The organism is Pseudomonas sp. HN8-3 (genome assembly GCF_020790195.1).
GTDB classification, from domain to species: Bacteria; Pseudomonadota; Gammaproteobacteria; order Pseudomonadales; family Pseudomonadaceae; genus Aquipseudomonas; species Aquipseudomonas synxantha_A.
Genome location: NZ_CP086206.1, coordinates 2,408,653 through 2,429,371, shown reverse-complemented (window position 1 = coordinate 2,429,371; position 20,719 = coordinate 2,408,653). Strand labels below are relative to the sequence as shown.

The 20,719-nt window shown below is 61.2% G+C and carries 21 protein-coding genes; 10 read left to right on the top strand and 11 right to left on the bottom strand.

Annotated features, from left to right (window positions below):
- Positions 1 to 133: 133 nt before the first annotated feature.
- Together LJX92_RS10860 and LJX92_RS10855 are read left to right on the top strand one after the other, a co-directional pair.
- Positions 134 to 1,942, top strand: a complete 1,809-nt coding sequence (locus LJX92_RS10860) for a monovalent cation:proton antiporter-2 (CPA2) family protein (RefSeq protein ID WP_005787577.1) — start codon at positions 134 to 136, stop codon at positions 1,940 to 1,942.
- Between the two features lie 72 nt (positions 1,943 to 2,014).
- Positions 2,015 to 2,569: a hypothetical protein gene (locus LJX92_RS10855; protein ID WP_216091206.1), complete on the top strand. Its 555-nt coding sequence runs from the start codon at positions 2,015 to 2,017 to the stop codon at positions 2,567 to 2,569.
- A gap of 28 nt (positions 2,570 to 2,597) precedes the next feature.
- On the opposite strand, the gene LJX92_RS10850 is transcribed toward LJX92_RS10855, so the two are convergent.
- The 7 genes from LJX92_RS10850 to LJX92_RS10820 form a co-directional block, all read right to left on the bottom strand.
- Complete coding sequence (locus LJX92_RS10850; RefSeq protein ID WP_228309743.1) at positions 2,598 to 3,314, bottom strand: alpha/beta hydrolase; 717 nt, start codon at positions 3,312 to 3,314, stop codon at positions 2,598 to 2,600.
- A 10-nt stretch (positions 3,315 to 3,324) separates the two neighbouring features.
- Complete coding sequence (gene cobF, locus LJX92_RS10845; protein WP_005787570.1) at positions 3,325 to 4,080, bottom strand: precorrin-6A synthase (deacetylating); 756 nt, start codon at positions 4,078 to 4,080, stop codon at positions 3,325 to 3,327.
- A gap of 45 nt (positions 4,081 to 4,125) precedes the next feature.
- Positions 4,126 to 4,680 carry a histidine phosphatase family protein gene (locus LJX92_RS10840; RefSeq protein ID WP_148854184.1) on the bottom strand — a complete coding sequence of 185 codons (555 nt, stop codon included), beginning with the start codon at positions 4,678 to 4,680 and terminating at the stop codon, positions 4,126 to 4,128.
- Positions 4,681 to 4,767: 87 nt separating this feature from the next.
- Positions 4,768 to 5,244 (bottom strand): YbjN domain-containing protein, encoded by a 477-nt coding sequence (locus tag LJX92_RS10835; protein WP_032876374.1) that lies wholly within the window; start codon positions 5,242 to 5,244, stop codon positions 4,768 to 4,770.
- A gap of 173 nt (positions 5,245 to 5,417) precedes the next feature.
- Entirely contained in the window at positions 5,418 to 6,758 is a 1,341-nt protein-coding gene (locus LJX92_RS10830) for an MFS transporter (protein WP_032876377.1), read from the bottom strand.
- Positions 6,759 to 6,791: 33 nt separating this feature from the next.
- Positions 6,792 to 8,321 carry a class I adenylate-forming enzyme family protein gene (locus LJX92_RS10825; RefSeq protein ID WP_223018652.1) on the bottom strand — a complete coding sequence of 510 codons (1,530 nt, stop codon included), beginning with the start codon at positions 8,319 to 8,321 and terminating at the stop codon, positions 6,792 to 6,794.
- A 3-nt stretch (positions 8,322 to 8,324) separates the two neighbouring features.
- Positions 8,325 to 9,503 (bottom strand): acetyl-CoA acetyltransferase, encoded by a 1,179-nt coding sequence (locus tag LJX92_RS10820; protein WP_228309742.1) that lies wholly within the window; start codon positions 9,501 to 9,503, stop codon positions 8,325 to 8,327.
- Positions 9,504 to 9,633: 130 nt separating this feature from the next.
- On the opposite strand from LJX92_RS10820, the gene LJX92_RS10815 reads away from it, so the two are divergent.
- From LJX92_RS10815 to LJX92_RS10780, 8 genes are all read left to right on the top strand, one after another.
- Positions 9,634 to 10,206: a LuxR C-terminal-related transcriptional regulator gene (locus LJX92_RS10815; protein WP_005787559.1), complete on the top strand. Its 573-nt coding sequence runs from the start codon at positions 9,634 to 9,636 to the stop codon at positions 10,204 to 10,206.
- Between the two features lie 184 nt (positions 10,207 to 10,390).
- Complete coding sequence (gene ctlX / locus LJX92_RS10810; protein WP_228309741.1) at positions 10,391 to 11,317, top strand: citrulline utilization hydrolase CtlX; 927 nt, start codon at positions 10,391 to 10,393, stop codon at positions 11,315 to 11,317.
- A gap of 11 nt (positions 11,318 to 11,328) precedes the next feature.
- The gene (locus LJX92_RS10805; protein WP_078821073.1) at positions 11,329 to 12,375 is read left to right on the top strand and encodes an ornithine cyclodeaminase; all 1,047 of its coding nucleotides are present in this window, start codon (positions 11,329 to 11,331) and stop codon (positions 12,373 to 12,375) included.
- A 226-nt stretch (positions 12,376 to 12,601) separates the two neighbouring features.
- Positions 12,602 to 13,381, top strand: coding sequence for an ABC transporter substrate-binding protein (locus LJX92_RS10800; RefSeq protein WP_005787553.1), 780 nt, complete (start codon positions 12,602 to 12,604; stop codon positions 13,379 to 13,381).
- Positions 13,382 to 13,556: 175 nt separating this feature from the next.
- A complete protein-coding gene (locus LJX92_RS10795; protein ID WP_032876394.1) occupies positions 13,557 to 14,258 on the top strand; it encodes an ABC transporter permease in 702 nt (233 codons plus the stop codon).
- On the top strand, positions 14,255 to 14,968 hold the full coding sequence (locus tag LJX92_RS10790; protein ID WP_228309740.1) for an ABC transporter permease: 714 nt from the start codon (positions 14,255 to 14,257) through the stop codon (positions 14,966 to 14,968). The genes LJX92_RS10795 and LJX92_RS10790 overlap by 4 nt, the downstream gene beginning before the upstream one ends.
- Positions 14,969 to 14,971: 3 nt before the next feature.
- Positions 14,972 to 15,802 (top strand): ABC transporter ATP-binding protein, encoded by an 831-nt coding sequence (locus tag LJX92_RS10785; RefSeq protein WP_032876400.1) that lies wholly within the window; start codon positions 14,972 to 14,974, stop codon positions 15,800 to 15,802.
- 4 nt (positions 15,803 to 15,806) lie between these two features.
- Positions 15,807 to 16,304 (top strand): Lrp/AsnC family transcriptional regulator, encoded by a 498-nt coding sequence (locus LJX92_RS10780; protein ID WP_005787545.1) that lies wholly within the window; start codon positions 15,807 to 15,809, stop codon positions 16,302 to 16,304.
- Positions 16,305 to 16,370: 66 nt separating this feature from the next.
- Here the strand turns inward: LJX92_RS10780 and LJX92_RS10775 are convergent, their stop codons facing one another.
- The 4 genes from LJX92_RS10775 to LJX92_RS10760 all read right to left on the bottom strand — a co-directional run bounded on the left by LJX92_RS10775 (position 16,371) and on the right by LJX92_RS10760 (position 20,488).
- A complete protein-coding gene (locus LJX92_RS10775) occupies positions 16,371 to 17,252 on the bottom strand; it encodes a TIGR03915 family putative DNA repair protein (RefSeq protein WP_228309739.1) in 882 nt (293 codons plus the stop codon).
- Positions 17,249 to 18,469 (bottom strand): putative DNA modification/repair radical SAM protein, encoded by a 1,221-nt coding sequence (locus tag LJX92_RS10770; RefSeq protein ID WP_005787541.1) that lies wholly within the window; start codon positions 18,467 to 18,469, stop codon positions 17,249 to 17,251. Before LJX92_RS10770 ends, LJX92_RS10775 begins: the two co-directional genes overlap by 4 nt.
- Before the next feature lie 79 nt (positions 18,470 to 18,548).
- Positions 18,549 to 19,886: a lysine N(6)-hydroxylase/L-ornithine N(5)-oxygenase family protein gene (locus tag LJX92_RS10765; protein WP_032876406.1), complete on the bottom strand. Its 1,338-nt coding sequence runs from the start codon at positions 19,884 to 19,886 to the stop codon at positions 18,549 to 18,551.
- Positions 19,887 to 20,005: 119 nt separating this feature from the next.
- Positions 20,006 to 20,488, bottom strand: a complete 483-nt coding sequence (locus LJX92_RS10760; RefSeq protein ID WP_323134839.1) for a sigma-70 family RNA polymerase sigma factor — start codon at positions 20,486 to 20,488, stop codon at positions 20,006 to 20,008.
- Between the last annotated feature and the right edge of the window lie 231 nt (positions 20,489 to 20,719).

Below are 20,719 nucleotides of genomic sequence, written 5' to 3'. Positions count from 1 at the left end.
GAATGGGGTAACAACCAACATCCATTGACTGTCGCGACAAAAATACAAGTTTCAAAATGTGAAAAAGCGTTCTAATAGCGCCCTATTTCCCTCTGCGGTTAGCCGTTGATTCAAGTAAACAATGGAGTTCGCAATGCCCCATGAAGGCAACCTGTTACAAGCGGCCGTAGTGTTCCTGCTCGCTGCCGTGCTCACCGTGCCCCTGGCCAAGCGCCTGCAACTAGGTGCGGTGCTGGGCTATCTGTTTGCCGGTGTGATCATCGGCCCGTCGGTACTCGGCCTGATCGGCAACCCGCAAAGCGTGGCGCAGTTCTCTGAATTGGGTGTGGTGCTGCTGTTGTTCATCATCGGCCTGGAGCTGTCGCCCAAACGCCTGTGGGTGATGCGCAAGGCCGTGTTCGGTGTCGGCCTGGCCCAGGTGCTGCTCACTGGGTTGGTCATGGGCGCGGTGGCGCTGTGGCTGTTTGGCCAGCCATGGAACAGTGCCATCGTGCTGGGCCTGGGCCTGGCGCTGTCCTCCACCGCGTTTGGCCTGCAAAGCCTGGCCGAGCGCAAGGAGCTTAACCAGCCCCACGGGCGTCTGGCTTTCGCCATCCTGCTGTTTCAGGACATCGCGGCCATCCCGCTGATCGCCCTCGTACCCTTGCTGGCCGGTGGCAGTCACCCAACCACCGAAGCCGAGGGCCTGCGCCATGGCTTGCAGGTACTGGGCAGCATCGCCGTGGTGATCATCGGCGGGCGCTACCTATTGCGTCCGGTGTTTCGCATCGTCGCCAAAACCGGTCTGCGCGAAGTATCCACCGCCACCGCGCTGCTGGTGGTGATCGGCACCGCCTGGCTGATGGAGCTGGTGGGCGTGTCCATGGCCCTGGGGGCGTTCCTCGCCGGCCTGCTGCTGGCAGATTCGGAATACCGCCACGAACTGGAATCCCAGATCGAACCCTTCAAGGGCCTGCTGCTGGGGCTGTTCTTTATCAGCGTGGGCATGGGCGCCAACCTCAGCCTGCTGCTCAGTACGCCGCTGGTGGTGATCGGCCTGACCCTGCTGTTGATCGGGTTGAAACTGCCCCTGCTATACGCCGTTGGCCGCATGGTCGGCGATCTCAATCGCGAAAGCGCCTTGCGCCTCGGCGTGGTGCTGGCAGCCGGGGGTGAATTCGCCTTCGTGGTGTTCAAGATCGGCCGCGACCAAGGCCTGTTCGAACCACACCTTTACGATGTGCTGGTGCTGACCATCACCCTGTCCATGGCCTTGACCCCGCTGTTGCTGCTGGTGTGTCCGAAGCTGTTCAAACCCAAGGTCAAGCCAGTGGAAGTGCCCGAGGAATACCGCGCCATCGAAAGCGATGCGCCCCGCGTGGTCATTGCCGGCATGGGGCGGATGGGTCAGATCGTGGCGCGGATCCTGCGGGCGCAGAACATTTCGTTTATCGCCCTCGACACCTCCGTGGAAACCATCGAGCTGACCCGCAGTTTTGGCGGTATGCCGGTGTTCTACGGCGACCCCCAGCGCCCGGAAATCCTCCACGCAGCCAAGGTCGATCAGGCCGAATTCTTCGTCATTGCCATGGACGATCCGGAGATCAACATCAAGACTGCCGCTCTGGTGCGCAGCCTCTACCCGCACATGAAGATCATTGCCCGTGCCCGTAACCGCCAGCACGTACACCGCCTGGTGGACCTGGACGCTTCACCGGTGCGCGAAACCTTCTACTCCAGCCTGGAAATGAGCCGCCGCACTCTGGTCGGCCTTGGCTTGAGCCAGGCTCAGGCCGACGCGCGCATCAACCGCTTCAAGACCCACGACCAGCAAGTGCTCGCCGCGCAACACGCGGTGTACGACGATGCAGCCAAAGTCATGCAAACCGCTCAGGAAGCCCGTACGGAACTGGCGCGCTTGTTTGAGATGGACAGACTTGAGGAAGAGTCCGACAAGGTGTGACATGGAGAATGAACGAAATTGCGAATTTTCTGACAGAATACGCCGCAATTTCGTTCATCCCTGGAGCGCCACATGGCCACGTTCACCAAGACCGCAGTGCTGCTGGCCCTCGCGCTTACCGCCGGCAGCGTGTTCGCTGCCGCCAAGCCAACCACGCAAAAAATCTCCACCCTGGGTGGCAAGTTCACCTTCAACCTGCCCAAGGCTTACAGCGCTGACGCCCTGCCTTCCGGCAAGGCTGAGGACGGCACCGCCGATACCCAGGGCACGCTGTATGCCAACTCGACAACGAAAAGTGTGGTGATCGTCGCTGAAACCGTGCGCAACGATGGGGCAACCATCAAGGATAACGACCCGCAGTTCCTTGATGGTGCCGTGGCCGATTTCGTCAAGGACCAGAGCGCCGCCCTGCCCGACTTCAAGAAGCTGGGCGAGAAGAAACTCACTTACAAGGGCCTGGGCCTGCGCCAGGTTGACAGCAGCGCTACCCAGGGCGGCGGCAAGACCTTGAACTCCACGTTCCTGGGTGGTTCCGGCAACCATCTGCTAGTGATCCAGGCGATTTCCCGGGCCGATGATGTGAAGGGGCATGCGGCATTGGTGAAGCAGATTACGGGCGGCAAGTAACCGCCCCTCCCACATTTTTTACTGCATTTCACTTCAAGCTTTTCTCTAGCCAGGCTTTCAAGTCCTGCACTTCCGCTTCGCTGATCGTGTGATTCATCCCCGGGTATTCATGAAACTCCGGCTTGAGCCCCAACCCCACCAGCACCTTATCTGCCTGCGTGGCCGAGCTGAAGGGCAGCGCCTGGTCCAGAGTGCCATGGCCGATAAAAATCGCCAGTTTGCCCATGGACGCATCAGGCTTCAGCGCAGACCTGAGTACCGGTAGCACGCTGCCACTGAGCGCGGCGATACCGCGTACCAACTCGGGTTCACGCAAGGCCACCTCGTAAGACATGATCGCGCCTTGGCTGAACCCCACCAGGAATACCCGATCGCTTTGGGTGTGGTACTTGGCCGTGGCCTTGACCACAAAGTCCTTGATCAGTCGGGCGCTGCTGAACAGCTCATCGGTCTCGCCGTTGTACTCAGGCTCATCAGTCTTGGTAAACCAACGATAACCGTGCGGTTCCACCGGCAGCGGCGCACGCACCGACAGGTAGGTCCAGGTGGATGGCAACGCGTCCTTGATACCAAACAGGCCTTCCTCGTTGCTGCCAAAACCATGCAGGAAGATCACCAGCGGCTGGTTGCGCGCATCGCTCTGGGTTTGTTCCAGGTAGGACAACGGCAAGTCGGTGTGCAAGCCGGTGTCGGCATGAACGGCGCCGGCCACCAGGGCCAATGCGAGGGCAAGCTGTTTGAGCATCGGATTTACCTCAGGGTTTGCGCAACAAATAGGTGTCCATGATCCAGCCGTTTTCCAGGCGCGCCGCCTTGCGTACCCGTTCGATCTCTTGCGCCACGTGGGCCACTTTACCGCTGATCAGGATTTCGTCAGGCGTGCCCAGGTAGGCGCCCCAGTAAATATCCAGGTCCTGATCCGCCACGCTGCGGTAGGAATCTTCTGCGTCGAGCATCACCACCAGGGTATCGGCATCACTGGCCTGCCCCGCCGCCAGGCGACGTCCCGTGGTGATTTCGACGGACTTGCCGATACGGTTCAACGGCACCTTATGCTGGGCCGCCAGCGCCTGCACGCTGGTGATGCCGGGGATCACCTCGAACTCGAACACGCACCGGCCACTGGCCAGGATCGCCTGCAAGATACGAATGGTGCTGTCGTACAGCGCAGGATCCCCCCAGGCCAGGAACGCCCCCACTTCACCGTCAGCCATTTCTTCGTTGATCATGCGCTCGAAGGTGTGCTGCTTATCGCGGTTAAGGTCCTGCACGGCGGTGGTGTAGTCGATGTCACCGCGTACGCGCTCAGGGCAATCGGCCTCGACAAAACGGTAGCCGGGCTCGGTGATGTAGGTCTGGCAGATCTCACGGCGCAGGTCGATCAGCTTGTCCTTGCTCTGGCCCTTGTCCATCAGGAAGAACACGTCGGTACGGTTCAGCGCCTTCACGGCCTGCATCGTGATGTAGTCAGGGTTGCCGGCGCCAATGCCGATGATCAGGATGCGTTTCATGGGGTGCTCTCAGTGCGGGGCGTTGATTTTGCCATGATCTGCACGTCAGGCGTGAGTTTCCAGGCGCAGGCGCCACACGCCATTGAAGCGCAACTCAGTGGCCGACAGGGGCTCGACGTCGATCCGATAGAACATCGAGACCGGGAACTGCATGACGGAGAGTATCGCGGCGCGAATCACGAACGGGTGGGTCACGGCGACTGTATGGCCGGGGTGGGTTTCGAGCGATGCGAGCCATTGGCCCACACGCGCACAGAGCTGATCCACCGACTCGCCGCCATGGGGTGCGCGGGTGCTGTCGGCGCTCCAGGCCTTTAATTCCTGGCTATCGAGTTGGCTGATGTCCTGGCCTTTCCATAAACCGAGATCAACATCGCGCAACGCCACTTCAACCTCGGCGTGGGCGCCGAACAAGCCGGCTGTCTGGCGGGCCCTGGCTTCGGGGCCGCAGAGCAGGCGTGGCTGTTTTTTGTAGCGTCCGGCCAGGGAGCAAGCAGCACTTTGCCAGTCCATCGAGACGGACTCATCGTCGGGAAAACGCCCATGTTTTTGCAGGGGGGTGATGGCGTGGCAGATCAGGGTCAAACGGGTGGCGAGCATCGCACTTCACTCTGTTTTCGGTATGTTACTGCACCCCCAGTGTGAACGATGTACCTGTGGGAGGGGCTTGCCCCCTCCCACATTTAATCAGGCGGATGCACTCTCACTGAGCGGAGCGGCTGCGGCCTGAGCCTGCAACTGCGCGGCTTGCTGGCTGTATTCGCGCAGGTAGACGATAAATTCCTGCAACAGGCGGTCCCACAGTTCCAACTGGCTACGCAGATGCGAAGCGCCGACACCGGCCACCACCACGTCCATCTCCATCAACAGAAACTCACCCTGCACCGACAACCGCGCAAAGCGCCGCGAGGCATTCCACACCTGAGCCAGGCCCTCGGGCAATTCACCCTGCACCCGCAGGGCGCAGCTGTAGGTAAAGTCCACATAACTGCCCTGCTCGGCCGCCGGGTTGCCAAAGCGCACGGCAAAACCGATGCCCTGACTGGCGCTGAGCAATTGCACAACGCCGTTCTGCTCAGACTGGTTGACCCGATACCCGGCTTCCTGCAACAGCTCGGTGAGGCTTTGAATGGATACGCTGGTGATCAGTTGAACATCGCTCATAGTGGTCTCTTCCTTGTTGATCATTGATTAAGGCGGTGTGGGAGCATCGAACCGATTAAGGTATAGCTCATCGCCAAAACCTTGGGTCAATTCATTGGAAATGACCCATTCTCATCACAACAACGGCTGGCCACCTTTTTTGGATCGTGCTGCATCAGTTGGATAAGCGTCGACTATGAGGCCGTCTTCGGGAGCAAGTCCCCTCCCACATCGGCGGGCACAAGCGCCGAATGACCGCTGGCGACAAAATCCTCCTTGCGCAACACCACCAATGCCACCAGCGACACCACCCCGGTGGCCACGTAGAAGTACCACGGCGAAGTAATGTCCCCGGTCACCTTGATCAACCAGGTGGAAATCAACGGCGCACTGCCGCCAAACACCGCCACCGGCACGTTGTATGCCACTGCAATGCCGGTGGAGCGAATCCGCGTCGGCAGCAGCTCACTCATCAACGCGTAGGTCGACGACGCATACAGCCCGAACAGAATCGCCACCGCCATCAACGGTGCGAAGAACGACGCCGGGGTCGCGGTGGGTGCCGACTTGAACAGCCAGAACATCGCCAGGGTCGCCAACGTGCCGATCACCATCAGGAACGGCTTGCGCCCGTATTTATCGGTAAATGCCCCGCCAAACGGCATCACGAAGGCGGCCGAGAAACTGGCAACGAACACGTAGAGCAAGGTGGTGCCGCTGTCGAACTTGAGGATCTTGGCCATGTAGGTCGAGGCGAAGGTCAGCACCAGGTAGAAGATCGAGCTGTGCAAGGTGATGATAAAGAACACCAGGGCAATCGCGCGCTTCCACTGCCAGACCTCCCGCAGCGGCGCCCGCGAGGTTTGCCCGGCGCGTTGCAGGGCTAAAAACTCGGGGCTGTCTTCAAGCTTGAGGCGGATGTACATGGAGATAAAGCCCAGGGGCGCAGCGATCAGGAACGGTACGCGCCAGGCCCATTCCTGCATGACCTCGGCGCCCAGCACCCAGGTCATGCCATTGGCCACGGCGCCGCCCAGCAACAGGCCGAGCACAGCGGTGACCATCAACCAGCAGGTGGCGAAGCCGCGGCGACCGGGCCCTGCGTATTCGGAGATAAAGCTGGTGACCGTGCCGATTTCGCCGCCCGCCGAGAAGCCCTGCACGCAGCGCACCAGGATCAGCAGGATCGGCGCGGCGATGCCCAGGCTGGCGTAGGTCGGCAACAACCCCAGCATCACCGTGGAACCGGTCATCATCACCAGCGCCATGATCAGGGTTTTGCGCCGGCCGATCTTGTCTGCCAGCGGGCCGAAGAACAGCCCACCCAGAGGGCGGATAAAGAAGCTCAGGGCAAACGCGGCGAAGCTGGCCAGCAGGCTGGTGGTGGGGTCATCGGAGACGAAGAACGCCTGGCCGATATAGACCGCGAGAAACCCATAGACGCCGTAGTCGTACCACTCGATCAAGTGGCCCGAGGTGGCGCCCAGAAACGCTCGGCGGCGCTTGCGGACAGTGTCTTGTGCGGGATTGCCCATCGTGGGGACTCCTTGTCTGATTATCGATCCATGTCAAAGCGCGGCGATACTCGCTGCTTTCAACCACTGCCGCAAGTCGGTCTTGAGAATCTTGCCGTAGCTGTTCTTGGGCAAGTCGCTGCGCCATACATATTTTTTCGGTTTCTTGAACGAGGCCATGCGCGTCAGGAACCAGGCGGTGAGTTCACCCTCATCCAGGGGCTGGCCGCTGCGCGTCACCACAAACGCCACCACCGACTCCCCCCACTGAGCGTCCGGCTCGCCCACCACGCACACCTCAAACACCTGCGGATGCTGGGCCAGCACTTCCTCGACTTCACGCGGGTAGACGTTGCTGCCGCCGCTGATGATCACGTCCTTGGAGCGATCCGTCAGGGTCAGATAGCCGGCTGCGTCTAGATAGCCGATATCACCGGTCAGCAGCCAGCCGTCCACCAAGGTTTGGCCAGTGGCTTGCGGGTTGCGCCAGTAGCCTTGCATCACGGTGGCGCCACGCACCGCGATTTCGCCGCGCTCACCGGTGGGCAAAGGCTGGTGCGCAGTATCGAGAATACGGATTTCCACACAGGACTGCGCGTGGCCCACCGAAGCGGCCAGGCTGGCCCAGTCGGGGCGTTGGCGATCGGCAATCACTGCACGGGGCAACACGCTGATAGTCATCGGGCTCTCGCCCTGACCGTAGATCTGCACCAGGCGCGGCCCGAAGGTGTCGGCGGCTTCACGCAGATCGGCCAGGTACATCGGGCCGCCGCCATACACGATGGTCTTGATGCCAGCGCCGTGATAATCCTGGCGCCGTGCCTGCTCGACCATGCGCTTGACCATGGTCGGCGCGGCAAACAGCGACACATTGCCCACCTGCTCGGCCAGCCCGAACAGCTCGGCGGCGTCGAAGCCATGGGAGGCCGGCACCACGTGGCGTGCACCGCAACGCACATGGATAAAGTTATACAGGCCAGCACCGTGGGACATCGGCGCGGCATACACCGCGGCATCGTCGGCGCTGACCGCATCGACATCTGTGGCGTAGCACAGCGACATGGCGACCAGGTTGCCGTGGGACAGCATCACACCCTTGGAGCGCCCTGTCGTGCCGGAGGTATAGAACAGCCAGGCGAGGTCCTGGTCGTGGCGTGGCACCGGTTGCTCCAGGGTCGGCCAGCCAGTGTTGAGAGGTAAGAGGTGGCCGTCCAGCTCCTTGCAGCGCGGGGGCAAATCCCGTGATGAAAACACCCGGCCGCCATCGGTAAAGATCAAGCGTGCCTCGGCGTTATCGGCAATCCACGCCGCTTCGCTGGGGTGCAGTTTGGCATTGATCGGCACTGCCACGGCGCCCATCCACCAGATGGCATAGAGCAATTCCAGATAGTCGCAGCTGTTTTTCATCAGCAGCGCCACCGCGTCCCCCGGCACCAGGCCGTGCTGGTCCACCAGGTGCGCGGCGCGTTGGCGCACGTGGGCGGCGAAGGTGGCGTAGTCGGCCACTTGGGTGGTGCCGTTGAACAGCGCCGGGCGTTGCGGGGCCCGACGCTGGGTGTCGTGCAGCCAGTTGGCAATGTTCATGGCTCAGCTCCGGCGTGCCTGCAGGACCGATGCGTAGTTGGCCACCGCCATGCCGCCCATGTTGAACACCAGGCCGAACTCCGGGTTGGGCACCGCCAGGCCAATCGGTTCCCCGGTCAATTGCCGGAACGCCAAGGCATGCATGGACACCCCCGTTGCACCGACCGGATGCCCCTTGGCCTTGAGCCCGCCGGAAAGGTTGACCGGCAAGCGCCCGCCGGCACGCACCACGCCGCTGTCGAGCACGCGATGCCCTTCGCCTTTGGGCGCCAGGCCCATGGCTTCGTAGATCAGCAGCTCGGCAATGGTGAAACAGTCGTGCACCTCGGCGAAACTCAGGTCTGCCAGGGTCACATTCGCTGTGCGCAGCGCTGCATGGATCGCTCGTTGCGGGCCTTCAAAGGCGAGGATGTCGCGCTGGGCGATGGGCAAGGTGTCATTGACCTGGGTCATCGCCCGGATCTGCACCTCGCGGCGAAACGCTCGCGCACGTTTGGGTGACGCCAGGATGATCGCAGCGGCGCCGTCGCTGATCAGCGAGCAGTCCGTCAGGCGCAGGGAGTCGGCCACGAACGGGTTGCTCTGGGACACGTTGTTGCAGTGCTCGAAATTCATCTCCCGATGCATCTGCGCCAGCGGGTTAGCCATGGCATTGGAGTGGTTTTTGGTGGCGATGGCCGCCATCGAGCCCAGCGGACAGTGGTAGCGCTCGGCGTATTGGCGGGCGGCGCGGCCGAACAATTGCGGGAAACTCAGGCCGGCTTCGGCCGAGTCGTTCTGATAGCCGGCGCCGGCCAGGGCTTGGGTGACCGCGGCGGTGCTGGTGTGAGTCATCTTTTCGGCGCCCACCACCAGCACCAACTCGGCGCTGCCGGAGAGAATCGCATTGACTCCCGCCTGGATCGCCGCCGAACCCGAAGCGCAGGCGTTTTCGCAGCGGGTGGCAGGTTTGAAGCGCAGCCCGGGGTCGGCCTGCAACAGCAACGAGGCGGCAAAGCCGTCGGGCACCAGCCCAGAGTTGAAATGCCCCAGGAACAGCGCGTCGATTTGCGACGCATCAATCGCAGCGTCACTCAAGGCTTCACGGGTAACCTGGACGATCAGGTCTTCCAGCGTGGTGCCTTCCAGGCGACCAAAGCGGGAGTGACCAGCGGCAACAATGGAGACGCAATCAGCAGGCATAATCAATTTCTTCTGTTCTTGATCCGGACTTTACTTACAATGACCCACCCCTGGTCCCGCGCCAATTCGTGTAACTACTTACATGGGTAAGTAGCGCACCAGGGCATTGAACAACGAGGCAGGATGCCCCATGAACGCGCTTGCACAGCAATTTCCCGACCTCGAACGCCTGGCGTTCAAGCTGTCCCCTGCCCCGCAGATCGTCACCAGCGACCGGGTAATACTCGACTGCAACGATGCCTTCCTGAAGCTGTTCGGCTATACACGCCAGGCACTGGTCAATCAGTTGACCCTGCTGATCTACCCGTCCCAGGCCGACTACCATGCCATCGGCAAGCGCAGCCATGACTGGCTGCTCGACAGCGACAACGGCTTTTATTCCGATGAGCGCTTCATGCAGCACCACAATGGCGAAGTGTTCTGGGCCAAGTCCCACGGCTACACCCTCACCCCCAAAGACCCGTTCAAGCTGATGATCTGGCACTTCGAACGCCTGGACCGTCTGCATCAGGGCACTGGCGACCTCACGCCGCGGGAGCGGGAAATCGCCATGCACATCGTCAATGGTTTCAAGTCCAAGGAAATCGCCCTGCGCCTGGCGATTTCCCACCGCACGGTGGAAGTGCACCGGGCGCGGTTGATGAAGAAATTACAGGCCAAGACCGTGGTGGAGCTGGTATCGAAGATCATTATGGTGGCGTGACAGGTAACGGCTATTGAGCAGGTTGCCCCCCTACATCTGAGCACATTTCAATCCGGCAGCCGATTCAGCTGCCTTATCCACCTTTTCAGCTTTCCCGGCTGAGCCGCCCCGCTGTTTCAGCCGGGATCCTCCCACCCTATGGCACAAAATAGCGTCACAAGATCCCCCATGGACCCGTGCCCCCATGCAAACCACCAACACCGTCCTGATGATTCGCCCGGCGCGCTTTGCCTTCAACCCGGATACCGCGATCAACAACCGTTTTCAACGCCCGCCGCCGGACCCGCTCAGTGCACAGCACAAAGCGCTGAAAGAATTCGACGGCTATGTCGACACCCTGCGCAGCCACGGCGTGGAGGTGCTGGTGGTGCAGGACACTCCGGCCCCTCACACCCCGGACTCGATCTTTCCCAATAATTGGTGGAGCAGCCACGCCGACGGCAGCCTGGTGCTCTACCCCATGCAAGGCCAGAACCGACGGCTGGAGCGCAACAAAGGCGTGCTGCAAGTTCTGGAGCAGCGCTTTGCGATCAACACCACCATCGACCTCAGCCACCTGGAACAACAGGACATCTTCCTCGAAGGCACCGGCAGCATGGTGCTCGACCGCCAGCACCGCATCAGCTACGCCTGCCACTCCGGGCGCACCCATCACGCGGCGCTGCGCCAGTTTGCCGAACGTCTGGACTACCAACTTTGCGTGTTCCACGCCCTGGACCGCCACCACGCACCGATCTACCACAGCAACGTGATGATGAGCGTCGGTCGCGACCTCGCAGTGGTGTGCCTGCAAGCCCTGCCCGACGAGCGCGAGCGCCTGGCCCTGGAACGCTCACTGCGCGACACCGGCAAGGACATCCTCGCCCTCGACTTCGACCAGTTGGAGGCCTTCGCCGGCAACATGCTCGAAGTCCACGACCGTGACGGCCAGCCATTGCTGGTGATGTCTGCCAGCGCCTGGCGCGCGTTGCAACCGGCGCAGCGCCAGCAGGTGGAGCGCCATACGCGACCAGTGGTGGTGAATATCGACAACATCGAACGCATCGGCGGCGGCAGTGCCCGTTGCATGTTGGCCGAAGTGCATCTGCCGATCCGCCCCTCATTTCAATAAGGAGTCTTGCCATGACCCGTTATATCGACGTCAACGACCTCAGCTACCTGGTTTCGCAAAAAGGTTTGCAAACCTGCATCACCGAGATGGCCGAGTACATCCGTGCCGACTACCTGCGCTGGCAGGACTTCGAGAAATGCGCACGCCTGGCCAACCATTCACCGGATGGCGTGATCGAGTTGATGCCCGTCTCGGACGCCTCGCTGTATGCGTTCAAATACGTCAACGGCCACCCGAAAAACACCCTGGCCGGTATGCTGACCGTGATGGCCTTTGGCGCCTTGGGCGATGTGGATACCGGCAAACCCGTGCTGCTGGCGGAAATGACCCTGACTACCGCCATCCGCACCGCTGCCACCTCGGCCCTGGTCGCCCGCTACCTGGCGCGCGACAACAGCCGCAGCATGGCGTTGATCGGCAACGGCTGCCAAAGCGAATTCCAGGCCCTGGCCTTCCACGCCATGCTTGGCATTAACGAAATTCGCCTGTTCGATATCGACGCCAAGGCCACCGCCAAACTCGCCGCCAACCTCAAGGCGTTCCCGGCGATCAAGGTGATCCTGGCTGACAGCGTGGCCGACGCGGTCAAAGGCGCGGATATCGTCACCACCGTCACTGCCGACAAGGCTTATGCAACCATCCTCACCGACGAGATGATCGAACCGGGTATGCACCTCAATGCCGTGGGTGGCGATTGCCCGGGCAAGACCGAGCTGGACCGGCGCATCGTCGAACGTGCCCGGGTGATCGTGGAGTACGAACCGCAAAGCCGCATCGAAGGTGAGATCCAGCACATGCCTGAGGATTCGCCGGTGACCGAGTTGTGGCAAGTGATCAACGGCCAGAAGCCCGGCCGCGAGAATGCGCGCCAGATCACCCTGTTCGACTCGGTGGGTTTTGCCATCGAAGACTACTCGGCCCTGCGTTATGTACTGGACGTCGCCAAGGCGTTGGACGTGGGCAGCGAGCTGGAACTGGTACCCGACCTGGCTGACCCCAAAGACCTGTTTGCCCGCCTGGCCCGGCAACCGGTCGCACAGCACAAAAAGCGCGCCTGAGACCGCTCTGGCCTGCCGCTTTGCGTCGAGGGCAGGCCGGACTTTGCTGGGTTAAAAGCCGATTCGGCGGGTGCAACAGCCGATTGCGCTGCATTGTCGGTTTTAACAGCGCAATTTGCGCTTTGTGCAGGGGGTAAACGACACAAAAAACGCACCATCATGAAGCATTCTCTGCTCCCAGTTATTCACTGCCCTGACATCAATTACAAAATATAGGGACCTCCACATGACTCCACTGCGATCACTCTTCGCTGCGTTGCTGTTGCCTCTGTGCGCCACCGCCGCCCACGCCCAGGACTGGAAAGAAATCCGTTTTGGCGTGTTCCCCGAATACCCACCCTTCGAATCCGTGGCCGCCGACGGCAGCCTGCAAGGCTTCGATATTGAACTGGGCAACGCCATCTGCGCCAAGCTCGAAGTGAAATGCACCTGGGTGCACAATGAATTCGACGGCATGATCCCGGCCCTGCGTGCGCGCAAGTTCGACGCCATCATGTCCTCCATGGCCGTGACCCCGGCTCGCGAAAAAGTCATCGACTTTACCGATCGCCTGTTCCTCAGCCCCACCTCGGTGATCACGCGCAAAGGCGCCGACTTCGGCGATACCCCGGAATCGCTCAAGGGCAAGCAGGTCGGCGTGCTGCAAGGCTCGCTGCAGGAAGCCTACGCCCGAGCGCACCTGGCCAGGCTGGGTGCGCAGATCAAGGCGTACCAGTCTCAAGAGCAGAACTACGCCGACCTGCAAAACGGGCGCCTCGACGCCACCCTGACCGACAAACTCGAAGCCCAGCTCAACTTCCTGTCCAAGCCCGAAGGCGCCGACTTCAAGACCGGCCCGGCCTTCAAGGACCCGACCCTGCCGCTGGACATCGCCATGGGCCTGCGCAAGAACGACCAGGCACTGCGTGAGCTGATCAATAAAGGCATCGCCGCCGTCCAGGCCGATGGCACTTACGCGCAGATCCAGAAGAAATACTTCGGCGATCAAGATATCTACAACGAATAACTAAGCCATCGACCTCCCTGTGGATGCAGCTTTTGTGGGAGGGGGGCTTGCTCCCGATAGCAGTGGTCAGTCATTGAAAATATTGACTGAACCACCGCTATCGGGAGCAAGCCCCCCCTCCCACACAAATCGGTTCCCCACAAAGATGGTGTGTGTGCCTTTTAGAGATCTTCCCATGAACGAACTCCTCAACCTGCAAGGCTACGGCCCGATGCTGGCCCAGGGTGCCTGGATGACGCTCAAGCTGGCCTTCCTCGCCCTGGCCCTGAGCCTAACCCTGGGCCTGGTCGCCGCCGGCGCCAAGCTATCCAGCGCCAGATGGCTGCGCGTACCGGCCACGCTCTACACCACGCTGATCCGCAGCGTGCCGGACCTGGTGTTGATACTGCTGATCTTCTATAGCCTGCAACTGTGGCTCAACGACCTGACTGAAGTGTTCGGCTGGGAGTACTTTGAAATCGACCCGTTCACCGCCGGGGTGGTCACCCTGGGATTTATCTACGGCGCGTATTTCACCGAGAACTTCCGTGGCGCGATCCTCAGCGTACCGGTGGGCCAGTTGGAAGCCGCGACGGCTTATGGCCTGAGCCGCTGGCAGCGCTTCCACCTGGTGCTGTTCCCACAACTGATGCGTTTTGCCCTGCCGGGCCTGGGCAATAACTGGCTGGTGCTGCTCAAGTCCACGGCGCTGGTGTCGATCATCGGCCTGTCAGACCTGGTCAAGGCCGCACAAAACGCCGGCAAGTCCACCAGCGAGCCACTGTACTTCCTGATCCTCGCGGGCCTGGTGTACCTGCTGATCACTACCCTCTCCAACCGCATCTTCAAGCGCCTCGAACGGCGCTATAACCTGGGCATCAAGGGGATGGCGCGATGATCGAACTGTTCCAGCAATACGGCCTGGCCTACCTGTTCAGCGATGGCAGCGGCTTGTCCGGCGTCGCCATGACCTTGTGGCTGTTCATCATCTCGGTGGTGCTCGGTTTTTGCCTGTCGATCCCCCTGGCACTGGCGCGGGTTTCGCAGCACGTCTGGCTGCGCTGGCCGGTGGAGGTCTACACCTACCTGTTCCGCGGCACGCCGCTGTATATCCAGTTGCTGATTTGCTACACCGGGCTGTACAGCCTGGAGGTGGTGCAGGACAACGCCCTGCTCAACCAGTTTTTCCGCAATGCGCTGAACTGCACCTTGTTGGCGTTTGTGCTCAACACCTGTGCCTACACCGTGGAAATCTTCGCCGGGGCGATCCGCAATATTCCCCACGGCGAAATCGAAGCGGCACGCGCCTATGGCCTGCACGGCTGGCGGCTGAATCTGTTCGTGGTGGTACCCGCCGCATTGCGCCGCGCATTGCCGGCCTACAGCAATGAAATGATCCTGATGCTGCACGCCACGTCACTGGCGTTTACCGCCACCGTTGCCGACATCCTCAAGGTCGCCCGCGATGCGAATGCCGAAACCTTCCTGACCTTTCAGGCGTTTGGTATCGCCGCCCTGCTCTACATGCTGCTGTCCTTTGCACTGGTGGGCCTGTTTCGGCTGGCCGAACGTCGCTGGATGCGTTTTCTTGTTCCTACCCGAGGCTAACCCATGAATCAGTCCGCGCAGGCCCTGGCCGTTTATCCGGTGGATGTACCGGTTGTCGAAACTGCAACTGCCGCCATCAAGCTTCAAGTCGAAGGCATTCACAAACGCTACGGCGAACACGAAGTGCTCAAAGGTGTGTCCCTCAATGCCCGTCAAGGCGATGTGATCAGTCTGATCGGCGCCAGCGGCTCGGGTAAAAGCACCATGCTGCGTTGCATCAACTTCCTTGAACAGCCGGACGCCGGGGTCATCACCCTTGACGGCATCAGCATCGAAATGCAACAAGGCCGCGCCGGCACCCGCGCGCCGCACCAGGCACAACTGCAAAACCTGCGCACGCGCCTGGCCATGGTGTTCCAGCACTTCAACCTGTGGAGTCACATGACGGTGCTGGAAAACATCACCATGGCCCCGCGCCGGGTGCTGAATGTGAGCGCCGCCGAGGCGGAAAAACGTGCGCGCCTGTACCTGGACAAAGTCGGCTTGCCAGGCCGCGTGGCGGATCAATACCCGGCGTTCCTCTCGGGTGGCCAGCAGCAACGCGTGGCGATTGCGCGGGCATTGGCGATGGAGCCGGAGATTATCCTGTTCGACGAACCGACCTCAGCCCTCGACCCGGAACTTGTAGGCGAAGTGCTCAAAGTCATACAGACGTTGGCCGAGGAAGGCCGTACCATGCTGATGGTCACCCACGAAATGGGCTTTGCCCGCCAGGTGTCAAGCCAAGTGCTGTTCCTGCATCAGGGCCGAGTCGAGGAACACGGCGGCGCCGAGATCCTCGACCACCCCAACAGCGAACGCTTGCAGCAATTTCTTTCCAACCGTTTGAAGTGAACTCATGGATACCAAGGCCAACGGACCCCACTCCTCCCCTGCGCTGGATCGCATCGACGAGGCGATCATCGATGTGCTCAGGCACCAGGGGCGCATCACCTATGAAAAACTCTCGTCGCTGGTGCACCTGACCCCCAGGCCATGCCTGGAGCGGGTGCGCAAGTTGGAGCGACGCGGGGTGATCCGTGGGTATGGGGCGATCATCGATGTGCAGATGGTCTCACCAGGGCTGTCGCTGCTGGTGCTGGTGGCCTTGTCCAACCAGAGCGGGCGCTCGGCGCAAAAGGCCTTCGAAGCCTGCGTCAAAGCCTGCCCGCAGGTGTTCGAATGCCAGTTGATCAGCGGGCCGTTCGACTACAGCCTGCGTATGCGCTGCCGGGATATGGAGCATTACCGGGTGCTGACCGAGATCTGGTTGAACAATGATGAGTTGCACATTGATAAGTTGGTGGCCCATCCAGAGTTGGCAGTAGTCAAGAACACTGCGACCGAACTGGCCTGATACCCACTCCCCCAGGCTGCGAAAACCAAATGTGGGAGCTGGCTTGCCTGCGATGCGGTGCATCAGTCACCTCACATCTGACTGGTCGACCGCTATCGCAGGCAAGCCAGCTCCCACATTGACCGGGTTTGCAATTCTTTTGCCTGGCTTGGCCCCCACCAGCTTCGCCTGCCCATCCTTCTGCTTGCCCGTACGCGCCTCGCTGATCAGCCCCGGGATCAACTTGCCCTCCGGCAAATTCTTCCAGAAGCGGCTGGGCAAGTGCCCTTCCATCACCTTGGGATTCAGCCGCGCCGGGTTGAAGATGTGACTGTAGTAGGTCAGCCACATGGCGCTGTGGGGATCTTCAACATTCTGTGCCAGTTGCTGCCAGGCCTCGGGGCACTGGCGCTGATGAATCAATTGCTCGCCGTCGTAATACACCCCGTCCAGGGGCGTGGCGATCATCCAGCGATGACGGCCCATGCGCCCGACAAAATGCTGGCTGGCACTTTTGAGAATGTCGTGGGCCGGTTCATGCCAGGCCACGTATTCAGGAAGTTCGGGCCCCGCCTCAGCCGGCAGGGCAATAAAGCGCACAAACGCATGCAGGTGATGGGACTCGCGGCTGACTTGCTTGATGCGTCGCTGCAACTCGCTGCCCAGCTTGTCCCCCGCCAGCATCGCAGTGCGATCACCGTGGCTGACCCGCCACAGCACTTCATACAGCAGGCTCCAGCGTTGATCACCGTGATAACAGGCGGCAGACTCCAGCAACTCCAACAGCGCCTTGGGAATCCGTGCCTGGAAGGGCCCCAACCCTGGCGGGATCGGCTCATCGGTAGCGAACAGGTCAGCTGCTTGTGCCTCGCCCCAGCTCACCTGGCTGGGGTCGACCTGATGGCTGAGCAGCCAGCGCGCCTGTTCGCGCCAGGTGCTGAACAGGTTGTCGCATTCCAGACTGATCATCCCCACAGCCCCATCTGTTGCGGCTGCGGACGGTCGCGCAATTGCTCGCGCAGCAACACGCTGGTGCTGTCGGCCTGTTGCGGGTGGTAGTCACTGGTGATGAAGAACGGTTTGGCCTTGGCCAGTACGCAGCGCATGCGCGCCAGGTCTTCGAAGCGGATCTTGCGCTCGCGGCGCAGGTCCACCAGGCGTTGGGTGGTGCGCAGGCCAATACCGGGGATGCGCGCAATCAGGGTGGGCTCTGCGCGGTTCAGGTCCAGGGGGAACACTTCGCGATGCTCCAGGGCCCAGGCCAGCTTGGGGTCGATATCCAGGGCCAGGTGGCCGGGGCCGGCAAACAGCTCCCTGGCGCTGAAACCGTAGCTGCGCAGCAGGAAGTCGGCCTGGTACAAGCGGTGCTCGCGCATCAACGGCGGCGCGGCCAGGGGCACGCTTTTCGGGCTGTTGGGGATGGGACTGAACGCCGAGTAGTACACGCGGCGCAGCTTGAAATTGCCATACAACGCCTCGGCACCGTGGAGGATGGTGCTGTCATCGGTGTCGTCGGCACCTACGATCATCTGCGTGCTCTGCCCGGCCGGGGCGAAACGCGGGGCGCGAGGCTCGTTGAACACCGTCTGCTCGCCGGTGTAGATGGTCTGCATCGCCTGCTTGATCGACACAATCTGCTTCTCCGGCGCCAGGGTCTGCAGGCTGGCCTCGGTGGGCAGTTCGATATTCACGCTCAGGCGATCGGCATAACGACCAGCCTCGGCAATCAATGCAGGATCCGCATCGGGAATGGTCTTGAGGTGGATATAGCCGCGAAAGTCATGCTCTTCGCGCAGCAGTTTGGCGACCCGCACCAATTGCTCCATTGTGTAGTCCGACGAACGGATGATGCCGGAGCTGAGAAACAGCCCGCTGACGCAATTGCGCTTGTAGAAATCCAGGGTCAGGGTGACCACCTCTTCCGGGCTGAAACGCGCACGGGGCACGTCGCTGGAACGGCGGTTGACGCAATACTGGCAGTCGTAAAGGCAGAAGTTGGTAAGCAACACCTTGAGCAGCGACACGCAACGGCCATCGGGCGTGTAGCTGTGGCAGATGCCCATGCCGTCGGTGGAACCCAACCCCGCCTTGCCCTCGGAGCTGCGCTTGGGCGCGCCGCTGCTGGCGCACGACGCGTCGTACTTGGCGGCGTCGGCGAGGATGCTGAGTTTTTCGATCAACTGCATGACGGGCTACCGATACTGGTTTTTTGTACAGTACCAATAGCCGCACGTTGTCACAAGTGCCGTCTGTAGGAGGGGCAGATCAGCTGGCGGTTGCCAGGAGCAGGTCCTGCACCGAACGGCCCTTGTCACGGTTTCGATCGTTCTCATACAACGACGCCGCAATCTCATCGGCCCGAATCGGCAGCACCGACAGCAAGGTATCGCTCAAGCCATGGCTGGCCTGGCTGAAGCCCTGGATGTAGATACCCGCCTTGCAGCGCTCGTCGGTGACGATGCGGTAGTCGCGGGCCACTTCGAAGTCGCCCATGTAGGCTTGCAGCGGCGCCAACAGTTCGCGGTGCATCTGGCGCTCATAGCCGGTGGCGAGGATCACGGCGTCGTAGTGGTTGACGCTGGTTTCGCCCGTGGCGTTGTTGCGCAATACCAGTTCGATACCCAGCGGCCCGGGCGTGGCCTTCTCCACCACGGTCATGGTGCGGAACGCCTGGCGGGCGATGCCGGAAACTTTCTGACGGTAGAAAATCCCGTAGATGCGCTCGATCAGGTCCAGGTCCACCACCGAATAGTTGGTGTTCTGGTACTCGGCGACCAAACGCTCGCGTTCGGCCCCCACTTGCTGGAACACCAGGTCGGTAAACGCCGGCGAGAACACTTCGTTGACGAACGGGCTGTCATCGGCCGGCTTGAGCGCCGAGCCGCGCAGGATCATATCGACCTGCACCGACGGGAAGCTGTCATTGAGGTCGATAAAGGCTTCGGCCGCGCTCTGGCCGCCGCCGATCACCGCGATGCGCATGGCCTTGCCATCCACGCAAGGCTGGCTCGCCATGCGCTCCAGATACTGGGAATGATGGAACACGCGGCTGTCACCCTTGAGCGCCTTGAACGCTTCGGGGATGCGCGCAGTGCCGCCGGCGCTGACCACCACCGAGCGGGTGGTACGCACATGCTGCTCGCCCTGGGCATCGCGGGAAATGACGCGCAAGGCCTCCACCTGCTGCTGATGCAGGATCGGTTCGATGGCCAGCACTTCCTCACCGTAGTTGGCCTGGGCCTGGAACTGCCCGGCCACCCAGCGCAGGTAGTCGTTGTACTCCATACGGCAGGGGTAGAAGGTGCCCAGGTTGATGAAGTCCACCAGGCGATCGTGAGCCTTGAGGTAATTGACGAAGGAGTACGGGCTCGTGGGGTTGCGCAGGGTCACCAGGTCCTTGAGGAAAGAGATCTGCAGCTCACTTTGGGTCACCAGCGTATTGCCGTGCCAGCGGTAGTCGGCCTGTTTGTCGAGAAACAGCACGTCCAGCTTGCCCTGGGCCTTTTCACGCTCCTGCAGGGCGATGGCCAGCGCCAGGTTCGAAGGGCCGAAGCCGATACCGATCAGGTCGTGAACCGCGGGCGAAGCAATTGCCTGTGTCATTCCAGTGTCCTCTGGATAAGCCCCTTGGCGGTGGGGCGGGAATACCTTCATGGCCTGAACAACAGGCCGTGTGTTGATAGGAAACGAGGACAGTGAAATAAAATTTAACCAACTGGCGATCAGTGCGCTTCCCACTCACGCATACGCACCCGGCAATGCTTCATGGCGTTGACGATGTGTTTTTCCACCAGGCTGCGGGAAATCCCCAGGCGCTCGGCGATTTGCACATGGGACAGGCCCTCGAGCTTGCGCAGCAGGAAACTGTCGCGACACGCCGCCGGCAACTCGGCCAGGGCGCGCTCAAGCATCTCCAGGCGCTGGTTGTGGTCATGACTGGTGTGGGGTGAACAGGGGGCGAAGCGTTCTTCGCTGTCCAGCACCTCAAGAGGCTCGGACTGACGCAAGGCGTTGCGCCGGTGGCCGTCGATCACCAGGTTCAAGGCCGTGCGGTACAGGAAGGCGCGGGGCTGTTCGATCGGGATGTCGCTGGAACGCTCCAGCACCCGAACATAAGCGTCATGCACCACATCTTCGGCCACCTGACGGTTGCCCAGCTTGGCGTTCAGGAAACACACCAGCTCGCGATAGTAGTTTTCCAACATGACTCCTGGCCCCATGGCCGTGGTGCTAACGATGCCAGCCCGTGTAGGAGCGAGCCCATCGATGATGGCAGTTTGAGTGCGTGCAATTTATAGTAATTCTCATCTACTTTTAAAGGAGTCTTGCACCAACGGTGCATTTTTTTTCGTCGCACGAGCTGTTACCACATGTGTAACAACCTAAATTCCCGAGTATTTTTCTCGTATAACTGTCAACTCCCCGCTCCTGCGGCC